The organism is Bacillus sp. ABR (assembly GCF_056172715.1).
In genome coordinates this window covers 425,871-444,433 of the sequence record NZ_JAOYSL010000003.1, presented here as the reverse complement: position 1 = coordinate 444,433, position 18,563 = coordinate 425,871, and the positions used below count along the sequence as shown (strand labels likewise).

The following is an 18,563-nucleotide window of genomic DNA, read 5'->3' as shown; positions in this document are numbered from 1 at the left end:
ACAACATTTTCTAACAACTATGAAAGCCGCCTGATATTCAGTTCTATTTAGGCGGCTTTCTGTTTATACATAGATGGTATTTTGAGTAAAAACATCATTTTTTTATGAAAAGAGGAAATGTAAGTGCTTTTATAAGAGGCGGGGGTTATAGATGGGTGAGAAGTGATTTTATAAATAAGAGGTAAAAAGCGAAAGGCAAAGGAGATCAAGCAAAAGGGGTTGGGACAAATTATGATAAGAAAATGGCGTGTTTATTCACTGTTTCTCTTACTGACGCTCGTTTTGGCGGGCTGTGGTGAACCATACTTATCAACACTCAAGCCAGTTGGGGAAGTAGCAGATAAACAGTTTTTCCTAACGGTACTGAGTACACTTATTATGGTTCTTGTCGTCATTGTTGTATCGATCATTTTCTTTTACGTCATCATTAAATTCAAACGTTCTAAAGTGGGAGAAGATACGATTCCAAAGCAAGTGGAAGGAAACCGCAACTTGGAAATCACGTGGACAGCGATTCCGATTCTTCTACTCATTATTCTCGTTGTACCTGTTGTGGCATACACGCTTGAACTAGGGGATACAAGCGCTATGGATAAGAAAAAACGAGATCCTGAAAAGACACTTGTTGTGAATGTAAGGGCCAGCTTATATTGGTGGGAATTTGAATACCCTGATTATGGGATTGTCACAAGTCAGGAATTGATCGTACCAACAGATCAAAAGGTGTACTTTAAGCTAAAAGCATCCGATGTCAAACACTCATTCTGGGTTCCATCGGCTGGCGGTAAAATTGATACAAACACAGATAATGAGAACAAATTTTATTTAATCTTTGACTCGAAACGAACGAAAGATGCAGGGGAATATTTCTACGGGAAATGTGCGGAGCTTTGCGGACCGTCACATGCTTTAATGGACTTTAAAGTTAAAACGCTTTCTCAAGATGAGTTCTTAGGATGGACGAAAAAAATGGCTGATTACAAGAAGCCTGAATCCACAAAAGATCTCGCTTTAGAGGGTGAAAAGCTATTTAAAGAGAAAAACTGTTTAAGCTGTCACGCAGTAGAGCCTGGTGACGAACGGCCGGAAGCAGCAAGGACAGCACCAAACCTTGCGACCTTCGGAGAACGGACGAAAGTAGCTGGAATCAAAGACATGAACAAAGAAAATGTGAAAGCATGGCTGAAAGATCCAGAAAGCTTTAAACCAGGTAATAAGATGACAGGAACGTACCCTAAATTAAATGACTCAGAAGCAGATGCACTTTACGAGTATTTAAAAGGTCTTAAAGTCGAGTAACAACTAGAAGCAGATATGCAAGAGGGTATGTGATCGATGTGAAGTTTTTGTTAAGAGCTCCCGAATATGTCTCTACAACCGAGAAGTCGTCATCTGTCAGACATAGTCTGTTTAAAGGATCGTGAAGAAAGACATCTATATGAAAAGGGGCAAATGGGAGATAAGAGGGGGATTTCATGGTGAGTACAATAGCTAAAAAGCGGGGGTTTGGCGCTGTCTTATGGGATTACTTGACAACGGTTGACCACAAAAAAATTGCCATATTATATTTAGTGGCAGGGGGATTTTTCTTTTTGGTTGGCGGAATCGAAGCGATGTTTATCCGTATTCAGCTAGCCATCCCTGAAAGTGATTTTGTCAGTGCAGGGGTTTACAATGAAATCATGACGATGCATGGAACGACAATGATTTTCCTTGCAGCTATGCCGCTTTTATTTGCATTAATGAATGCGGTTGTACCAATTCAAATTGGTGCACGTGACGTAGCATTTCCGTTTGTGAATTCACTTGGTTTTTGGTTATTCTTTTTCGGAGGAATTTTCTTAAACCTTGGATGGTTTATGGGCGGAGCACCTGATGCAGGCTGGACTGCATACGCTTCGCTCACGTTGAATTCTGAAGGGCATGGAATGGATTTCTATATTTTAGGTTTGCAGATAGCGGGTATTGGTACGCTGATTGCCGGGATTAACTTTCTTGCAACGATTATTAATATGAGAGCGCCTGGTATGACGTATATGAGAATGCCGCTCTTTACTTGGACGACATTTGTCGCCTCCGCACTTATTTTATTCGCATTCCCGCCGCTGACAGCAGGGCTTGCGATGCTGATGCTTGATAGAATGTTTGACACGAGCTTTTTCAATCCAGAGCTTGGAGGAAATACAATCATCTGGGAGCATTTGTTCTGGATTTTCGGACACCCAGAAGTATATATCTTGATCCTGCCTGCATTCGGAATCTTCTCTGAGATCATTCCTGTGTTTGCAAGAAAAAGACTGTTTGGCTACTCGTCCATGGTGTTCGCTACTGTATTGATTGGTTTCCTTGGATTCATGGTGTGGGCGCATCACATGTTCACAACAGGGCTTGGACCTATCGCTAATGCGATCTTTGCCGTAGCGACCATGGCAATTGCGGTGCCAACAGGAATTAAAGTATTCAACTGGTTGCTCACGATATGGGGCGGTAATGTGAAGTTTACAACGCCGATGCTTTATTCTGTTGCCTTTATTCCGTCGTTCTTACTTGGCGGGGTAACCGGAGTCATGCTTGCGGCAGCTGCAGCGGATTATCAGTTCCATGATACGTATTTTGTTGTGGCGCATTTCCATTACGTCATTATCGGCGGGGTTGTATTCGGTATTTTAGCAGGTGTGCATTACTGGTGGCCGAAGATGTTTGGAAAGATACTGAATGAGAAACTTGGAAAAATTGGCTTTGTGCTGTTTTTCATCGGTTTCCACTTAACTTTCTTTATCCAGCATTTTCTCGGTCTATGGGGCATGCCGCGCCGAGTCTTTACGTTCCTGCCAGGTCAGGGTCTCGAGCTTGGGAACTTGATCAGTACGATTGGGGCACTGTTTATGTTTGTAGCTGTTGTGATCATGCTGATTAATATCATCTGGACAACAGCAAAAGGGGAGCGTGTATCGAGCGATCCTTGGGGAGATGGAAGAACACTTGAATGGGCAGTGTCTTCGCCTCCGCCAGAATACAACTTTAAACAGCTTCCGCTTGTGAGAGGACTAGATCCATTATGGATTGAAAAAATGGATGGTAAAAAAGGAATGACAGCATCTGAACCGCTCGATGATATTCACATGCCGAATAATTCCATTTTGCCTGTCATTATCTCATTCGGTCTATTTGTGTCAGCGTTTGGTTTCATGTATCGTCAAGAGCACGACTGGGGGCTTCCAGTGATCTTCATTGGTCTTGGTATTACGTTTGCGACCATGCTCGTTAGGTCTCTGAAAGATGATCATGGATACCATATTCACAAAGAAGATTTGACCGACGACGATGATAAAGGGGTGAAAGCATAATGGAACCACAAAAAATGACGGCGGAAACCTTTCCGGCTTCTCCTGAGAAAGCCACGTTAGAAGGGAAGAATAAGTTTGTCGGGTTCTGGCTGTTTCTTGGAGGAGAAACCGTTCTGTTTGCATCGCTTTTCGCCACGTATTTGGCGCTGAAAAACTCAAATGCAGGCGGAGCAAAAACAACTGATATGTTTGACCTCACACTTGTCTTTATTGCCACAATGCTTCTATTAACGAGCAGTTTAACGAGTGTGTATGCCATGTATCATATGAAAAACTTTGCCTTTAAAAAGATGCAGCTTTGGCTTGGTATCACGGTCCTTTTAGGTGCTGGATTTTTAGGGGTTGAGATTTATGAGTTTTATCACTACGTGCATGCGTATGAATTTACGATTACCAGCTCAGCTCTTGGTTCTTCCTTCTATACACTTGTAGGAACTCACGGAGCTCACGTCGCCTTCGGACTTTGCTGGATTACCGCTCTCATGATTCGAAATATGAGACGCGGACTCGATTTATACAATGCACCGAAATATTATGTGGCAAGTCTCTATTGGCACTTCATTGATGTTGTGTGGGTCTTCATCTTTACCGTTGTATATTTAATGGGAATGGTGGGATAAGAATGGGAAATAAAAACACAAATCAGTCCAAAGTCGACCTTGTATATCGTAAAAAGAAAAATGCCGAAGAAATGAAACATCAGCTCATTTCTTTCGGCTTGATGATTGGATTAACATTTGTTGCGTTTTTAACGATCGCCTCAGAAGACGTTGGAAATTGGTTCGCTGTACCATTTATTTTACTGCTTGCAGGCATTCAGGTGGCTTTTCAGCTTTATTATTTTATGCACATGAACCAAAAAGGGCATGAAACACCCGCCTTGTTTCTATACTCAGGTGTGTTTGTTGCGTTTATTACCGTATTAGCCTTTTTGACCATTATATGGTGGTAAACCCGCTTTGCCCTTGAAGGAGGCGCAGCAATGGAGAACTTAGAAATATTCGGATTTCGGGCATTATGGAGCCCTTATTATTTGACTTGTATTGTGATAGCAGCTGCTCTTTATCTGCTTCTTGTGACAAAGGGGAAGCACCGTGCGACGGTGAAAGAGAAAACGTTATTTCTGACGGGGCTTGTTCTGTTATATGCTGTGAAAGGGAGCCCAATTGATTTAATGGGGCATATTATGTTTAGTGCACATATGGCGCAAATGGCAGTGCTCTATTTAGTCATCCCGCCTCTCCTTATTACAGGATTGCCTGCAGCCATCTGGGAGCGGATCATTCAAACACCAGGTATTCAAGCTGTTTTCCGTTTGTTTTCCAAGCCTTTAATTGCACTGCTTGGGTTTAACGGCTTGTTTTCGCTGTATCACATTCCACTTGTGTTTGATTTTGTGAAAACAGATCCGTTTTACCATGCATTGATGACGGTTGTTATTTTTATCGCTGCCTTTTTCATGTGGTGGCCGCTTGTCCATAAAGTCCAAAGTCTGCCACAGATCACAGGCATTTTGAAGCTTGGATATATCATGGCAGACGGGATATTGATGACTCCGGCCTGTGCACTCATCATGTTTAGTGAGGCACCGATCTATGCAACCTATTCTGATGCGGGTGCATGGATACAAGCACTGCATTTATGTGTGCCAAGTGATATGCTTGCAGGCCTTGCTCTCACTGGTCCTGAAATGTTCCACACCTTGCCACTGCTAGAGGATCAGCAGCTAGGTGCCATTTTGATGAAAATTATTCAGGAGATTGTGTACGGCTCTATTCTTGCTGTTGTCTTCTTTGACTGGGCAAGAAAAGAAAGAGCAAAAGATGCCGTACCAGATGCGCTTATTCCGAAATATGAATAAAAAAGCACAGCCGACTGGCTGTGCTTTCATCTTAGAAAAAGGGCTAAAAGATCATTTTAGCCTTGTTTTATGCTTCAGCCGTCATGGCTTCTAGTTTTTCCTTCAGCTGTGCGAGTGTTTTTTTGCTTGATTGGATGAGAGACTTAGGGAATTCTTCGCCTTCGCCATATTCAACGCCATGTGGATAATAATGTTTTCCAAGTAATGGTGTTAGAAGCTGGATGTGTGCCTTTTTGGAACCGACATCTCCTTCAGTGGCGTAGCCGGAAATTCGTAAATAAAAGGTTCCCTCTACCATGCTGTACTTTCTGTCGTACGTCACACGCTCATAATCCCATTGATCGGCTCGTACAAATCCTTCACTTTCCATAATGAAATCTAATTTATTTAAGTCAGCTGATACCTCTTCAATCCCCGTACCTTCAAACTTCACCCAAAACCCCTCCTTATAAAATTTCCCTTTACTGACAATCATAGTATGAAAGCGTTAAACTTTCAACTGTGAAAGGTATGTTCTTTTATAAGCTGGTTACAGTAATAAAGAAAATAACGGATGGAGGAATCAACGTGAAAACGAAAAAAATCAAAGATATTATGACAAAAAAAGTAGTGACATGTCAGCAAGATGACAATACGTATGAAGCAGCAGTCAAAATGAGAGATGCTGACATCGGTGCCATTCCAGTAGTTGACGGAGAACAGCTCGTTGGAATAGTGACAGACCGTGACCTTGTGCTTAGAGGCATTGCAGAAAAAAAGCCAAATTCACAGGAAGTGGGCTCGCTGATGACAAAGGAAGTACTAACTGCTGAAGAAGATGCAACGCTTGAAGAAATTGTCCGGCTCATGTCAGAGCATCAGCTCCGCCGCATTCCCGTTGTGAAAAACGGTGCATTAACAGGGATTGTCGCTCTTGGAGATTTATCAGTCGAAGATTTATCAAATGATCGCGCGGGAGATGCACTGACAGAAATCTCTCAACAGGATCAAGATCATGGACAAGGATTTCTTCATTAAGAGGGGCATATTTTAAATTCGTGTTAAATAGGCTGTATTGTCGTTGATAAATGGAGCAAGTTTTGTTTAAATGACAGTAGAAGGTACTTTTTGTACCTTGCCAATTTAACGGAGGTGTTTATTTGAAAACTGTGCTCAAAACACTCCTCATCCTCCTGATTATATCTGGAACGTACGTTCTGTTTATTCAATATGGATCTTCACCAGAAAAAGAAAACAGCAATGAACCGAAGGTGTCTAATGAAGAAACATCTAGCGATAAGCCGATCAATATCCCAAAGAAGGGGCTCATGTCCTTTATGGGGAAATCTTCAAACGAAGTGCTTAAACAGCTGGGAGAACCAGATCGCATTGATCCTTCCGCATATGATTATGACTGGTGGATTTACAACCAATCGAAGAAGCACTATATTCAAGTAGGGGTAAAGGATAGTAAAGTGGTGACCTTGTTTGCAACAGGAGACGGACTGAATGTAGAACCATTTAAAATCGGTCAAGCCACAAGTGAAGTATTTAAGAAAACACAAATTGCACCTTACATTCATGTAGAGGATGAACAAAATTCATACCGCTTTGAATTCTCAGAAGATGATATGAATACAAGACCCACTGTGAAAGTGGGAGATGATGTGTATGTTCAGCTTTACATGGATAAGTTTGAAAGCACCCTTTCAAGTATCAGGGCCTTCAACGCAGATACATTTGTGAAACAAAAGCCGTATGAGGTCGTCTACCGAGGTCAATTGGTAGAACCTGAGCCAATATCGGGCGAAAAGTGGAAAGATATCGAAACATCCAGTCAAAAACAAATTTTTGATATGACCAATATTATCCGCCATAAGTACAACCTGCCGATCTTAAAGTGGGATGATGAAACCTCTGAAGTGGCCTTTATGCATAGTGAGGACATGAAAGAGAATCATTATTTCTCCCATGAATCTAAAAAATACGGTACGCTGAAAGACCGGTTAGAAAGAGGCGAGGTGGGCTTTCAGCTCGCAGGTGAAAACATTGCCTATAACTATGTCGATGGACCTGCAGCGGTAGAGGGCTGGCTCAATAGTGAAGGTCACAGGAAGGCGTTATTAAATAAAGATTACACGCATCTTGGCGTAGGAGTGAAAGAAAAATATTACACCCAGAATTTCATCAAGAAATCATCTTAAACGAAAGCAGCTGCATAAGTCGCAGCTGTTTTTTGATGTTTAAAAAGAGGCTCACCAAAATAGATGCTGGTGTATATAGTATAGTAGGCATTTGTATGGGGGGTGAGGATATGACAAACAAGCAAAAACAAACATCCATTGATGAATTTAAACAATTCGTCAGACGCCATCCGAAGTTAATTCAAGAAGTGCAAACGCAAGAAAAAAGCTGGCAAAGTGTCTACGAGAATTGGGTCATGTTTGGTGAGGAAGATGAGATGTGGTCACCTTACCGGCAATCGAAATCTGAAGACACTAAAGAAGAAAAAGCCTCTAAGCCAAGTGAAGCAGGAAAAGCAGATTTTATGTCTAAAATGGTTTCTGCTGTGAAAAAAATGGACGCTGATCAAATGAATGAACAGATTAACAAAATGAGCCAGTCTATTTCCTCTTTACAAAGCTTACTCGGCCAATTTTCATCCAATGGTTCAAAGAAAGGTTCATCTGGAGGCAGTCAGCACCCATTCTCCTTCAGGAAAGATTAAGTGAAAGGGGATGCTTCTGGTGCGAAAAGAAGTACAGGAATTTGTCATGGCCGAAGAGGATCGAATCAAATTCATAAGGCAGCGTCCTCTCTGGTACAGACAGCTGACGCGACATCCTGAAAATCTCTCGTCCTTTGAATTAGATAAAATGAACTTTTACGAAAAAACCATTCCTCATCGTGTAAGTCAGTTGAGCAATAGCGTCCAAATGGCTGAAATGATGATTCAAATGTTCCAAGCAATGCGCAATCAAAATGGAGCCGGTTGAGGCTTTTTTGAGTTGATTAAGATGTCTATTTCCTGAGCATCCTATAAAAGTAGATGAAAGGAGAATCAGATGATGAAATGGATGCTGTCAATAGGCGCATTGCTTTTTCTTGTTACCGGGTGTCAAAGTCAACATGGAGAAGAGCAAGTGATCAAGCAAGACCCAGCAGTACCAGTCATGCAGCAAACCAAAAGCGAAATGCAGCAGCAAGGCTTTTTGAAATACAAAGTGCAAGGATCGTCGGTCTATATAGAAAGTACACTTCAAGATTTTCATCTTCAGCCAGAGCGTCTAAAAAAGAACGAGAAGGCGGGATATTTCACAGTGTATGTAGACGGGAAACGTGCAGGGAATGAGTATACTGCGGCATTTGTGGTCAAGCACCTTTCAAAAGGAAAGCATAAAATGACCGTTGTGCTGAATTCTCGTCATCCAGAATATAAACAGAAAAGAGAAACATGGGATGTATTTGTCACGTAAAAGCATTTTCTGATCCATAGGTTTCGTGGTAAACTATGAATTGGAGGTGCAACATTTATGTATGCGACAATCGAATCTGTGGAGCTCCAAGAGGAAGCAAATCAATTGGCTGCCATGATTCTTCAGTCGGAGGAGGCTGAACATTACCGCAACTGCTTTAAGCGTCTCCAGCAAGACGAAGAAGCCCAACAAATTATTGCCCATTTTACAAAAGTAAAAGAGCAATATGAGGATGTGCAGCGGTTCGGCAAATACCATCCGGACTATAGAACGATCTCAAAGGAAATGCGTGAGGTCAAAAGAAAGCTAGATCTTCACGATACAGTGGTTGATTTCAAAAAAGCAGAAACAGCGATTCAATCCATCTTAGATGAGATTAGTATTGAAATCGGTCAAGCTGTATCAGCATATATTAAAGTTCCAACAGGGAACCCATATTTTGATGGTCTATCATCATGCGGCGGTGGCTGTGGATCAGGTGGCAGCTGCGGCTGTAAAGTATCTTGACGAGACTTGAATGTCTCGTCTTTTACATAATGAATGAAAAGAATTGAAAAGCGGCAGGTGAAAAGATGGAAACCAAACGTCAAGGGATGGTCGTCTGGCTGCATTCGTTAAAGCAGTCAAAAGCGCTAAGAAAATTCGGGAATGTTCACTATATTTCAAGGAAAATGAAATATGCGGTGATCTATTGTGATATGAATGATCTTGAGCGCCATATGGCTAAGCTCAGCTCGTTACCATTTGTGAAACGTGTTGAGCCTTCATATAAACCTTTTATTAAATTAGAGTACGAATCCAAATTGGACAAAGCAAAAGAGTATGATTATAAGGTGGGCTTTTAAAGACACAAAAAAATCCCCGCGGCATCACCCGCGGGGTCCTTCTATTCTTAATGATTCATTAAGGAGAAGGCAAAGGGAGAGGAGAAACCGGAGGAAGAACTTATGGGGAAACGTAAGTCTTCTCCGCGGTTGGCAACAGCACCACATCAGATGCTGTTATAAGTAGTATGACCCCGGATTTCTTGATCTATACATAGAAAATGAATGAAAATCCGCGCATTGTTCCTTGAGGAGTGATGTGGTAAGATAATGTTGAATTTTTTGTCATCAACAATGACCAATAGAAGCAAGCAGAAAAAGTGGTGGAAAAATGAGAGTCATCTCTGGAACGAGAAAAGGCCGCACACTTAAAGCGGTACCAGGTCAATCAACAAGACCGACGACAGATAAAGTAAAAGAATCGATATTTAATATGATCGGCCCGTATTTCGATGGTGGATGGGCTCTTGATTTATTTGCAGGAAGCGGTGGTTTAGGAATTGAAGCGCTTTCTAGAGGATTCGATCATTGCATATTTGTTGATCGAGATATGAAGGCGATTCAGACGATTAAAGGCAACCTGAATCAATTGTCGCTAATGGATCAAAGTGAAGTGTTTCGAAATGAAGCAAAGCGTGCACTCGCAGCTGTTGTGAAACGAGAGGAATCCTTTCAAGCCATCTTCCTTGATCCGCCCTATAAAGATCAACAGCTAAAAGCACTTCTTGAAATGATTGACGAGCACGCCTTGTTAACAGATGACGGCGTGATCGTGTGTGAGCACGATAAAGATGTGAAGCTGCCAGAAGAAGCAGGACAACTTCACATCACAAGACAGGAACTGTACGGATTGACTGGTATTACGATCTATAGAAAGCGGGGAAATTAATATGGGGAACATAGCCGTTTGTCCGGGCAGCTTCGATCCAGTCACATTGGGGCATTTGGATATCATCAAAAGAGGTGCAAAGATTTTTGATGAAGTGTATGTATGTGTATTAAATAATTCATCTAAAAAACCGTTATTTACTGTTGAAGAACGGTGTGAGCTTATTCGCCAAGCGACGAAGGAGCTGCCAAATATCAAAGTTGAATCCTTTCACGGCCTTCTCGTTGATTATGCGAAGCAAAAAGAAGCCAAAGTCATTTTACGCGGACTAAGGGCTGTGACGGACTTTGAGTATGAGATGCAAGGCACCTCAATGAACAAAGTGTTAGACGATGAAATTGAAACGTTTTTTATGATGACCAACAATCAATATTCCTTCTTAAGCTCCAGCATTGTCAAAGAAGTAGCGAAATATCATGGGGCAGTCAAAGATCTTGTACCAAAAGAGGTAGAGGCAGCGCTGAAGGAAAAATTTAATGGATGAGTGCACCCAGCACTCATCCATTTTTTAATTTCCGATAGTAGAGCGCGATATACACAATCAAGCTGCAAAGTGTGATCAAAGGACCAGCTGTCACAAGCTGATTCCAAAGCACGCTGCTGAACATGACGACCTGCTGGCCTGCATCAAAGGCACCCGCCGGGAGAGCGATGTCTGATCGAGAGACATAAAGAGGCTTGAATAATAAAAAGGCAAAAACAGCTGCATAAATCCCGTGAAGCAAACGGGCGAAGAAAAATGGTTTAAAGCGGATATCGGTTGCCGCTAGAATGCCCGCGACTTGGGCTTGAACAGAAAACCCGCTGAATCCTAAAATAAAGCTGACCACAATGGTTTTAGCGAGAAGGGTGACTTCCTGTGCCCCCGTCATCTGGCTTCCTAATGTGATTTCAAATAAACCGGCAATCATGGCAAGGTCTAATTCTGGCGGAAGATGCATCGTTTGCAGCATATATCCGAGCCCTATGGATAAAAGGTCTGTCACATGGACAACTGACAGCATTTTGCTAAACACAGAAAATAAGATAATAAAGCCGCCAATCATAAAGAGTGTTTGGACTGATGACATGACTGCATCACTTAAAATTTGGCCGAGCGGTCTTTTCTCTGCGAGTCTTGCTGTATGAAGAGCATTGAATGCCTCTTTAAACGGCGGGAATAAAAATTTCTTACGGCTTCTTAGATGCGCATCATGCCTCGCTTTATATCCCCGCATCGTCACACCAACAGCAAGGTTCCCTAAATAATGTGCGCTTGCCAATACAATGCCTAGAGCAGGGTGATGAAAAAAACCAACAGCCACCGCACCGAAAATAAACAATGGATTCGATGAATTTGTAAAGGAAACGAGACGCTCTGCTTCGATCCGCGTCAGCTGCCTTTCCTGCCTCAATCTTGTCGTTAATTTCGCACCGGAAGGAAACCCTGAAGCCATTCCCATTGCTAGGACAAATCCGCCTACACCTGGCACCCGGAAGATGGGGCGCATAAATGGCTCTAATAATACTCCGACAAATCTGACAATCCCAAAACTAATTAATAGCTCGGACAAAATAAAAAAAGGAAGCAATGATGGAAACACAACCTCCCACCACATTGCAAGTCCATTTTTCGACGCTTGCAAAGAGGCTTGTGGGTGTGTAATCACAGTGGCTGTTAAAAAAATAAAAAAAGCAGCGATGAACAGAGTGTTCCATTTTTTCATGGAGATTTCGCCCCTTGCCGTTATGATCTATTGGCGAGCTCGTGATAAGAAATTTGCCGAGCCTGTCTTCTATTACTATACGAGCAGTAGGGGCATGTTTAGACCTATAGATTCGTATATATGCATAGAAAGAGGAGGGTGGATTTTCATGAAGCGACCGATCATCGGGCTTGCACTAGGCTCCGGGGGTGCGAGGGGAATGGCGCATATCGGGGTTTTGTCTAGTCTTGAGAAGCAAGGGATACAGGTAGATATGATCGCAGGAAGCAGTATTGGCGCACTTGTTGGGAGCTTTTATGCGGCAGGACAAGACGTAGAAAAAATGAAAAAACTTGCACTTGTCTTCAGAAGAAAGTATTATGCTGACTATACACTGCCAAAAATCGGTCTTTTAAAAGGAAATCGAATTTTGCAGCTGATTCACACGTTTACATATGGGAAAACATTCGAAGAATTAAGAATGCCCCTTGCGGTGGTCGCCTGTGACCTCGAAACAGGGGAAAAGGTTGTGTTTAAAGAAGGATCTGTCTCACAAGCAGTTAGAGCAAGCATCAGCATTCCAGGCGTGTTTGTTCCTCACGAAATGGGCGGCAGACAGCTAGTGGATGGAGCGGTTGTTGATCGCATTCCTGTGTCTGTGTTAAAAGAAATGGGCGCAGACCTTATCATCGCCTCTGATGTATCAAGGGTGAAAAAAACAGAAAAGGCGACGAGATTATCGGATGTGATTATGCAAAGTTTGGACATCCTTCAAAATGAATTGGTCCGTCATCAAACCATTCATGCAGATCTCATGATTCGGCCGAGGCTTGAAACATTTAGCTCTAGTTCGTTCACACAGGTTCAGGAGATGATTGAAGCTGGGGAGCTCGCCGCAGACCAATTAACAGGTAAACTGAAAGATGTCATTGATAAATGGGAGTGTTAATCGAATGAAAAAATTGAATATTCGCTGGCTCAGCTTTTTTGTCGTTGTTCTTGTCTTATTTGGCTTAACTTTTGTCAAACTGCCGTATTACGTGACAAAGCCGGGTGATGCAACAGAGATTGCCCCTCACATTCAAGTGGACGGTGGATACGGTGAGAAGGGCAGCTTCTCTCTTATGACAATTAAAGTAGGTCCAGCCAATCCGTATACGTATTTGCTTGCGAAAATGAATAAATATGACGAAATCGTCCCAGAAGAAAATATTAAAGCGGACGGAGAGTCGGATGAAGATTATATGAAAAGACAGCTTCAGCTAATGAAAAGCTCTCAAGAAAATGCCATGATTGCAGCGTATACAAAAGCAGGTAAAAAAGTAGATTATACGTTTAATGGGGTATATGCGAGCTACGTCATGAAAGGCATGCCTGCTTACGGCAAAATTGAAGTGGGTGACCGGATTAAAAGCGTTGATGGCAAGACGTATGACTCAGCTGATAAAATGGTGTCGTATATCAGTCGTCAAAAAGCAGGTACATCTGTCCGTTTTGTCCTTGAACGAAACGGCAAGGATATCACGCAGCAAGTGAAGTTAAAACCTTTTAAAGAAGAGCCGAATCGAGTCGGGATTGGCGTATCATTATTTACAGATCGAAATGTGAAAGTCTCGCCTTCCATTAAGGTCGATATTGAAAATATCGGCGGCCCGTCGGCAGGTTTAATGATGTCACTTGAAATTTATAACCAGCTAACAAAGGAAGACGAAACTCATGGCTATGCGATTGCAGGGACCGGAACGATTGACGCAGATGGCACGGTCGGGCCAATTGGCGGCATTGATCAAAAGGTCGTTGCAGCAGATAAAGCAGGAAAAGATATCTTCTTTGCACCAAACGATAAAGGTGATCCAAACTCAGACTACAAAAATGCAGTGAAAACAGCGAAAGATATTAAAAGTGATATGAAAATCGTTCCTGTGGACACAATGCAGGACGCACTGAACTATTTAAACAAGTTAAAAGAGAAAGCATCTTAACTAAAAAAAGAGCAGCCTTCATCAAAGGCTGCTCTTTTTATCAAGATTGGAAGAGACCAGTCTCTTCATCATAGCGGATCGGTGAGGTTTTAAATTCTGCTTCTGTTAACTTTGTTTGCATTGGTTCGCTGATGGGAAGGCTGAAGACGCGGGAAGCACGAATGTCAAGATCAAGGGCAGGGTGTGAAAAGGAAGACAGCTTGCTGATGAGCGGTACGTCCAATTCTTTTTTGACAAGTGATAAGTATTGCTGTCCTTTCTTTGACATACCAAGTAAACGAATGTATGGCGTGTGTTTCTCGTTTAGCAGCTCATGCATCACAGTTTTCTTTACCCTCATTAAAAGGTGCGTATTCATCCGCTGCAGCCTTGTCCACGTATATCGTTTTGTTTTCAAAAGTGATAGATATTCCTCGTAGGAGGACGCATGCGTGATCGCCTTTTGCATGCGGTGTTCGATGCCTTCTTCAATTTCATAGATGCCTTCTAATTCTGCTGTATCCATTGTGTGAAACACATGTTTTAAGAAGCTGAAATAGTCTTCTTGTGTATGTAAAAGATCATAAGAAGAATAATAGTCATGTAATTGCTTAAGCGAAGCTTCCGGAAGATAAGAGGCGACAGTTTCAAATGACCCATTCTCTTTTAACGCTTTTCGGATGCTTGTTGCGCTTGCGATTTTCTGATGTTTAGGAAGCTCTTGATCATGATAACCTGATGCAATTCTTTGAGAGGTAAAGGGCTCTATGTGAGGAGATCTCTCTAAGATCGCTTTGACATAATGGAAGCCTAAAATGTTATTGGGCTTAGACAGATCCAGTAAGTGTTTAGGATCAATGATCTCTTGAAACGCAGCGGCAGAGGCAGCTGGATAACTAAGCCCTTCTTTGACCTTTGCTTTTGTGAAAAGATCAATTTCTTCTTTTTTCTCATGCCAAGCGTGAGCTGTTCGCTCAAATGCTTTGATATCTCCGTCCTCGCTTCCGAAAAAAAGGGAGCGGCATTTTAAAGCGTCTAAAATGGACACAGCGCCGTTTGCAAAGGTTTCTGCCTTTTGCACTGCATATATGTATGGAAGCTCACATACGATGTCTACACCGTTTTGTAATGCCATTTTAGTACGTGCCCATTTGGAGACGATGGCAGGCTCCCCGCGCTGGAGGAAGGAACCGCTCATGACGGCAATGGCTACATCTGAGGAGGTATGTGTTTTCGCCTGATGAACATGATAGGCATGTCCATAATGAAATGGATTGTACTCGACAACAACTCCTGTTGCTTTCAATAGATGTTCCGCCTTTCTTGCTATGGTTAAATGGTCTATGCTACAGTAGCATAAGGGAAAAATGAAACCCATTTTTTTCAGTGTAGGCATTCGGTGAACTGATGTCAAACAACGCTCTGACATCACAAAGGACTGTAAAGAAAAAATATTGACAAATAGCATGATGAAAGCTATAATCATGTTTGTTGCTCTTAGAGGTGATACAATTGAAATGGACAGTTTATCAGTTACATCAAAAAGCTAAAAACAGCTTCGATTTTCATGAGACGGTTGACTTAAATGAACTTACTAGCCTTCATTCAGATATACGTCGCATTTCACCAGTAGAGGTGAAAGGGACTGGAGTGATCGAATCAAAGCAAGTCGCATTTGATTTAACCATCACAGGTGAAATGACATTGCCTTGTTCAAGAACGCTTGTTGATGTAAATTATCCATTTGCGATTTCAACGAAAGAACTATTTGTACTTCATAAGACAGACGATATAGAAGATGAAGACGTATCTGTTGTAGAAGACGATATCATCGACTTAACGCCTATAGTCAAGGAAGAAATTCTTCTTGAAGTGCCGATGCAAATCTTTTGCGACCAAACAGACGTAAAAGGTGCTGCACCACAGGAAGGGAATGACTGGGCGGTCATTTCGGAAGATGCACATCAAAACCGAATTGATCCGCGTCTGGAAGGCTTGAAGAAGCTCTTAGAAGAAAATAATGAATCTTAACTCTTTAAGGAGGTGGGAATAATGGCTGTACCTTTTAGAAGAACTTCTAAAATGAAAAAAAGATTGCGTCGTACGCATTTCAAACTACAAGTACCTGGTATGGTAGCTTGCCCAGAATGCGGTGAAATGAAAATTTCTCATCGTGTCTGCAAATCTTGCGGAACATACAAAGGCAAAGACGTAAAAAGCAACTAATGCTTGATAAAAAAGCGTAAGGGAATCTTCCCTTGCGTTTTTTTATTTGTCTATTTTTTAGGTTTCTCTCCTGCAAATAGTCTATCTACTCTAGTAAGCGCATATGATGTGGTATTCAGATTCAGGGGGGATGATCAATTGACGATTACAAGGCAGGATGCATGGACACAAGATGAAGATTTACTTTTAGCAGAAGTCGTCTTAAGGCACATTCGAGATGGAGGAACGCAGCTTTCCGCATTTGAGGAAGTCGGGAAAGCATTGTCAAGAACAGCTGCAGCATGTGGATTCAGATGGAACTCATACGTCAGAAAACAATATCAGGCAGGCATTGAGCTGGCGAAAAAACAACGAAAAGAACTGCGTAAAAAGATTGGGATCCATTCCTCAGGTTTACCGCAAAATACGTTAACGATAGAAGAGAAGACATCTTCAGATCAGACTGAATTAACCTTGCGAGAAGTGATTCAGTTTTTAGAGCAGCTTGAAAAAGAACCTGCTGGCTCTGCTTATTTACGCGAAGAACTAGCGGATGCACAGCATCAACTGAAGTCGCTCACGGAAGAAAATGAACATTTGAAGCGGCAATTAAAAATGACAGAAGAAGATTACCGGGCACTCATTGGGATTGTTGAAAGAGTCAAACAGAATATCAACTTAAAAGAATATGCTAAATAAGAAAACGCCCCTCACAGAGAAAGGAGGGGCGTTTTGCCATCAGTATTAAGCGGATTCACCTGTATTCTTTTGAATATGGGCGGGCTCCCAGATGAGTGGATTTTCACCTTTGTCGCGTTCCATATCATATTTCACCGCTTCAAAGCCCATTTTATCCCAAAAACCGGCAGATTTGACGCGTGGATTGGTTCGGATAGGCAACCCGAAAGATTTGGCGAAATCAACAAGTGCCTCGCCGTACCCTTTACGCTGATACCCAGGAAGCACTTCCAGCTTCCATAGCTCTAAATAATCATGATTGTGGTCAAAATACGTTGTCGTCGAGCCGTCCACTTGATAAAGGCTCATACGTGCAACCAGCTTATCTCCAAAATAAATCCCGTAAAATGGAGAGTTGCTGTCATTTTCTATCATATTACTTTCAAGGTCTTCAAGCATGGATAGTTCTTGTATGCCATATTCCTTAAATTGTTTAAATTCCTCTAAAGTTTTGTAATTGATTAGAAGTCGCTTTACTTGTGTCATATGATCTTCCCCCTTACACACATAATGTTGACAGTGATGTCGTTGAAGGCGTTTTCATCCCATCCGCCTCAAAAAGTTTTTACACTTATTATTATAGTTTTTAAATTAAAAAAATTCAATCGCGGCGCGCCATCTGCTTTTTGCATCGCGGCATGAAACTGTTAAAATGGTTGATATGATGAAGTAAACAGAAAAAGGGAAGTGCGGCAGTTGAACATTGGAATCATTGGCGGCGGTGCGATTGGTCTGCTTTGTGCTAGTTATTTATCACAGCATCATGACATCACTGTTTTGACAAGAAGAAAAGAACAGGCAGAGGAGATTCGAACATCAGGAATTAAGCGAACGGTAAAAGGAGAGACATTCTGGTCGTCTGCTGAGGCACGGGCAGGGATTACAGGAGGATTTGATCTGCTGATTGTGACGGTGAAATATCATCATTTGCAAGAGGTGCTTGATGACCTATCGACATTACCTCGTCAGCGAATCTTATTTTTACAAAATGGCATGGCCCACTTATTAGATTTAGAAAACTGGAAAACGGCGCATACAATATATATAGGTGTCGTAGAGCACGGGGCGATGAAGGTATCAGATCATGCGGTAAACCATACAGGGATTGGTGTCATCAAGTGGGGGGCTTTTCATCCTGAGGATGCAGCTGATGTGAGAAATGCTTTTAATGAAACGCCGGCTCATTTTCAAATGATTTATACGGATGAATGGAAAAAAGTGCTGGAGGAAAAACTGCTAGTCAATGTATGCATTAACCCGCTCACGGCTTTATTGCATGTGAAAAATGGGGAATTGATCGCAAATCCTTCATATGAATACATGATGAAATGTGCATTTGAAGAAGCATTGTCCATTTTAGGTCTGGATGAAAAAGAGCAGCTCTGGTCACACGTCGTTTCAATTTGTAAGAAAACGGCCGCCAATCAATCGTCGATGCTTCAAGATATCGTCAAAGGCCGTGAAACCGAAAGAAAAGCCATCGTTGGCTATCTTTTAAAAAAGGCTCAAGCTCAAGAGATTCTGGCGCCACATCTTACTTTCTTCAATCGAAGCTTGGAAGTATTGGAAAAAAAGCAAACAAAATCTTTTGAGTGAGC

General features: G+C 42.0%; 24 protein-coding genes. 20 read left to right on the top strand and 4 right to left on the bottom strand.

Annotated features, from left to right (window positions below; all coding sequences use genetic code 11):
* Positions 1 to 231 precede the first annotated feature (231 nt).
* The 5 genes from coxB (at position 232) to ctaG (ending at position 5,208) form a co-directional block, all read left to right on the top strand.
* A complete protein-coding gene (gene coxB, locus OIT90_RS12315; protein WP_039178282.1) occupies positions 232 to 1,299 on the top strand; it encodes a cytochrome c oxidase subunit II in 1,068 nt (355 codons plus the stop codon).
* Positions 1,300 to 1,475: 176 nt separating this feature from the next.
* A complete protein-coding gene (gene ctaD / locus OIT90_RS12310) occupies positions 1,476 to 3,347 on the top strand; it encodes a cytochrome c oxidase subunit I (RefSeq protein WP_039178285.1) in 1,872 nt (623 codons plus the stop codon).
* Positions 3,347 to 3,967: a cytochrome c oxidase subunit III gene (gene ctaE / locus OIT90_RS12305; RefSeq protein WP_024424780.1), complete on the top strand. Its 621-nt coding sequence runs from the start codon at positions 3,347 to 3,349 to the stop codon at positions 3,965 to 3,967. The genes ctaD and ctaE overlap by 1 nt, the downstream gene beginning before the upstream one ends.
* A 2-nt stretch (positions 3,968 to 3,969) precedes the next feature.
* Positions 3,970 to 4,299, top strand: coding sequence for a cytochrome c oxidase subunit IVB (ctaF, locus tag OIT90_RS12300; protein WP_024426910.1), 330 nt, complete (start codon positions 3,970 to 3,972; stop codon positions 4,297 to 4,299).
* A 30-nt stretch (positions 4,300 to 4,329) separates the two neighbouring features.
* Positions 4,330 to 5,208 carry a cytochrome c oxidase assembly factor CtaG gene (gene ctaG, locus OIT90_RS12295; RefSeq protein ID WP_041084946.1) on the top strand — a complete coding sequence of 293 codons (879 nt, stop codon included), beginning with the start codon at positions 4,330 to 4,332 and terminating at the stop codon, positions 5,206 to 5,208.
* A gap of 67 nt (positions 5,209 to 5,275) precedes the next feature.
* Here the strand turns inward: ctaG and OIT90_RS12290 are convergent, their stop codons facing one another.
* Complete coding sequence (locus OIT90_RS12290) at positions 5,276 to 5,641, bottom strand: YugN family protein (protein WP_039178290.1); 366 nt, start codon at positions 5,639 to 5,641, stop codon at positions 5,276 to 5,278.
* Between the two features lie 161 nt (positions 5,642 to 5,802).
* On the opposite strand from OIT90_RS12290, the gene OIT90_RS12285 reads away from it, so the two are divergent.
* The 9 genes from OIT90_RS12285 to coaD all read left to right on the top strand — a co-directional run bounded on the left by OIT90_RS12285 (position 5,803) and on the right by coaD (position 10,860).
* Complete coding sequence (locus tag OIT90_RS12285; protein WP_039183094.1) at positions 5,803 to 6,225, top strand: CBS domain-containing protein; 423 nt, start codon at positions 5,803 to 5,805, stop codon at positions 6,223 to 6,225.
* Positions 6,226 to 6,347: 122 nt separating this feature from the next.
* Positions 6,348 to 7,391, top strand: a complete 1,044-nt coding sequence (locus OIT90_RS12280) for a CAP domain-containing protein (RefSeq protein ID WP_058837749.1) — start codon at positions 6,348 to 6,350, stop codon at positions 7,389 to 7,391.
* Positions 7,392 to 7,501: 110 nt separating this feature from the next.
* On the top strand, positions 7,502 to 7,915 hold the full coding sequence (locus OIT90_RS12275; protein WP_064498407.1) for a YlbD family protein: 414 nt from the start codon (positions 7,502 to 7,504) through the stop codon (positions 7,913 to 7,915).
* A gap of 19 nt (positions 7,916 to 7,934) precedes the next feature.
* Positions 7,935 to 8,183, top strand: a complete 249-nt coding sequence (locus OIT90_RS12270; protein ID WP_039178297.1) for a YlbE-like family protein — start codon at positions 7,935 to 7,937, stop codon at positions 8,181 to 8,183.
* Positions 8,184 to 8,255: 72 nt separating this feature from the next.
* Positions 8,256 to 8,663, top strand: a complete 408-nt coding sequence (locus tag OIT90_RS12265) for a hypothetical protein (RefSeq protein WP_039178300.1) — start codon at positions 8,256 to 8,258, stop codon at positions 8,661 to 8,663.
* 57 nt (positions 8,664 to 8,720) lie between these two features.
* Entirely contained in the window at positions 8,721 to 9,170 is a 450-nt protein-coding gene (gene ricF / locus OIT90_RS12260) for a regulatory iron-sulfur-containing complex subunit RicF (RefSeq protein ID WP_007499807.1), read from the top strand.
* Positions 9,171 to 9,235: 65 nt separating this feature from the next.
* On the top strand, positions 9,236 to 9,508 hold the full coding sequence (locus OIT90_RS12255; protein ID WP_003212137.1) for a YlbG family protein: 273 nt from the start codon (positions 9,236 to 9,238) through the stop codon (positions 9,506 to 9,508).
* A gap of 310 nt (positions 9,509 to 9,818) precedes the next feature.
* A complete protein-coding gene (rsmD, locus tag OIT90_RS12250; RefSeq protein WP_039178303.1) occupies positions 9,819 to 10,376 on the top strand; it encodes a 16S rRNA (guanine(966)-N(2))-methyltransferase RsmD in 558 nt (185 codons plus the stop codon).
* 1 nt (position 10,377) lies between these two features.
* A complete protein-coding gene (gene coaD, locus OIT90_RS12245) occupies positions 10,378 to 10,860 on the top strand; it encodes a pantetheine-phosphate adenylyltransferase (protein ID WP_024426917.1) in 483 nt (160 codons plus the stop codon).
* A gap of 13 nt (positions 10,861 to 10,873) precedes the next feature.
* Here the strand turns inward: coaD and ylbJ are convergent, their stop codons facing one another.
* Entirely contained in the window at positions 10,874 to 12,082 is a 1,209-nt protein-coding gene (gene ylbJ, locus OIT90_RS12240) for a sporulation integral membrane protein YlbJ (RefSeq protein WP_106025212.1), read from the bottom strand.
* A gap of 148 nt (positions 12,083 to 12,230) precedes the next feature.
* Here ylbJ and OIT90_RS12235 point away from each other — a divergent pair, with 148 nt between their 5' ends.
* Positions 12,231 to 13,010 carry a patatin-like phospholipase family protein gene (locus OIT90_RS12235; protein WP_041084940.1) on the top strand — a complete coding sequence of 260 codons (780 nt, stop codon included), beginning with the start codon at positions 12,231 to 12,233 and terminating at the stop codon, positions 13,008 to 13,010.
* 4 nt (positions 13,011 to 13,014) lie between these two features.
* Entirely contained in the window at positions 13,015 to 14,043 is a 1,029-nt protein-coding gene (locus tag OIT90_RS12230; RefSeq protein ID WP_039178313.1) for a SepM family pheromone-processing serine protease, read from the top strand.
* Positions 14,044 to 14,083: 40 nt separating this feature from the next.
* Here OIT90_RS12230 and OIT90_RS12225 read toward each other — a convergent pair whose 3' ends face one another.
* The gene (locus OIT90_RS12225; protein WP_474892594.1) at positions 14,084 to 15,328 is read right to left on the bottom strand and encodes a nucleotidyltransferase; all 1,245 of its coding nucleotides are present in this window, start codon (positions 15,326 to 15,328) and stop codon (positions 14,084 to 14,086) included.
* A gap of 206 nt (positions 15,329 to 15,534) precedes the next feature.
* Between OIT90_RS12225 and OIT90_RS12220 the strand changes: the two genes are divergently transcribed.
* From OIT90_RS12220 to gerR, 3 genes are all read left to right on the top strand, one after another.
* Complete coding sequence (locus tag OIT90_RS12220; RefSeq protein WP_019743276.1) at positions 15,535 to 16,053, top strand: YceD family protein; 519 nt, start codon at positions 15,535 to 15,537, stop codon at positions 16,051 to 16,053.
* 21 nt (positions 16,054 to 16,074) lie between these two features.
* Complete coding sequence (rpmF, locus tag OIT90_RS12215; RefSeq protein ID WP_008354700.1) at positions 16,075 to 16,248, top strand: 50S ribosomal protein L32; 174 nt, start codon at positions 16,075 to 16,077, stop codon at positions 16,246 to 16,248.
* 138 nt (positions 16,249 to 16,386) lie between these two features.
* The gene (gene gerR / locus OIT90_RS12210) at positions 16,387 to 16,926 is read left to right on the top strand and encodes a sporulation-specific transcriptional regulator GerR (RefSeq protein WP_039178316.1); all 540 of its coding nucleotides are present in this window, start codon (positions 16,387 to 16,389) and stop codon (positions 16,924 to 16,926) included.
* 45 nt (positions 16,927 to 16,971) lie between these two features.
* Here gerR and OIT90_RS12205 read toward each other — a convergent pair whose 3' ends face one another.
* On the bottom strand, positions 16,972 to 17,451 hold the full coding sequence (locus OIT90_RS12205; protein ID WP_007499784.1) for an N-acetyltransferase: 480 nt from the start codon (positions 17,449 to 17,451) through the stop codon (positions 16,972 to 16,974).
* Between the two features lie 210 nt (positions 17,452 to 17,661).
* Here OIT90_RS12205 and OIT90_RS12200 point away from each other — a divergent pair, with 210 nt between their 5' ends.
* Positions 17,662 to 18,561, top strand: coding sequence for a 2-dehydropantoate 2-reductase (locus OIT90_RS12200; RefSeq protein ID WP_474892593.1), 900 nt, complete (start codon positions 17,662 to 17,664; stop codon positions 18,559 to 18,561).
* Positions 18,562 to 18,563 lie beyond the last annotated feature (2 nt).

What these genes read in the sequence shown, in the direction of transcription:
- ctaF (WP_024426910.1), top strand. Translation starts at nt 3,970, where the DNA reads ATGGGAAATAAAAACACAAATCAGTCCAAAGTCGACCTTGTATATCGT.
- rpmF (WP_008354700.1), top strand. Translation starts at nt 16,075, where the DNA reads ATGGCTGTACCTTTTAGAAGAACTTCTAAAATGAAAAAAAGATTGCGT.
- coaD (WP_024426917.1), top strand. Translation starts at nt 10,378, where the DNA reads ATGGGGAACATAGCCGTTTGTCCGGGCAGCTTCGATCCAGTCACATTG.
- coxB (WP_039178282.1), top strand. Translation starts at nt 232, where the DNA reads ATGATAAGAAAATGGCGTGTTTATTCACTGTTTCTCTTACTGACGCTC.
- ricF (WP_007499807.1), top strand. Translation starts at nt 8,721, where the DNA reads ATGTATGCGACAATCGAATCTGTGGAGCTCCAAGAGGAAGCAAATCAA.
- OIT90_RS12230 (WP_039178313.1), top strand. Translation starts at nt 13,015, where the DNA reads ATGAAAAAATTGAATATTCGCTGGCTCAGCTTTTTTGTCGTTGTTCTT.
- ctaE (WP_024424780.1), top strand. Translation starts at nt 3,347, where the DNA reads ATGGAACCACAAAAAATGACGGCGGAAACCTTTCCGGCTTCTCCTGAG.
- ctaD (WP_039178285.1), top strand. Translation starts at nt 1,476, where the DNA reads ATGGTGAGTACAATAGCTAAAAAGCGGGGGTTTGGCGCTGTCTTATGG.
- OIT90_RS12205 (WP_007499784.1), bottom strand. Translation starts at nt 17,451, where the DNA reads ATGACACAAGTAAAGCGACTTCTAATCAATTACAAAACTTTAGAGGAA.
- OIT90_RS12235 (WP_041084940.1), top strand. Translation starts at nt 12,231, where the DNA reads ATGAAGCGACCGATCATCGGGCTTGCACTAGGCTCCGGGGGTGCGAGG.
- ctaG (WP_041084946.1), top strand. Translation starts at nt 4,330, where the DNA reads ATGGAGAACTTAGAAATATTCGGATTTCGGGCATTATGGAGCCCTTAT.
- OIT90_RS12265 (WP_039178300.1), top strand. Translation starts at nt 8,256, where the DNA reads ATGAAATGGATGCTGTCAATAGGCGCATTGCTTTTTCTTGTTACCGGG.
- ylbJ (WP_106025212.1), bottom strand. Translation starts at nt 12,082, where the DNA reads ATGAAAAAATGGAACACTCTGTTCATCGCTGCTTTTTTTATTTTTTTA.
- rsmD (WP_039178303.1), top strand. Translation starts at nt 9,819, where the DNA reads ATGAGAGTCATCTCTGGAACGAGAAAAGGCCGCACACTTAAAGCGGTA.
- OIT90_RS12255 (WP_003212137.1), top strand. Translation starts at nt 9,236, where the DNA reads ATGGAAACCAAACGTCAAGGGATGGTCGTCTGGCTGCATTCGTTAAAG.
- OIT90_RS12275 (WP_064498407.1), top strand. Translation starts at nt 7,502, where the DNA reads ATGACAAACAAGCAAAAACAAACATCCATTGATGAATTTAAACAATTC.
- OIT90_RS12285 (WP_039183094.1), top strand. Translation starts at nt 5,803, where the DNA reads ATGACAAAAAAAGTAGTGACATGTCAGCAAGATGACAATACGTATGAA.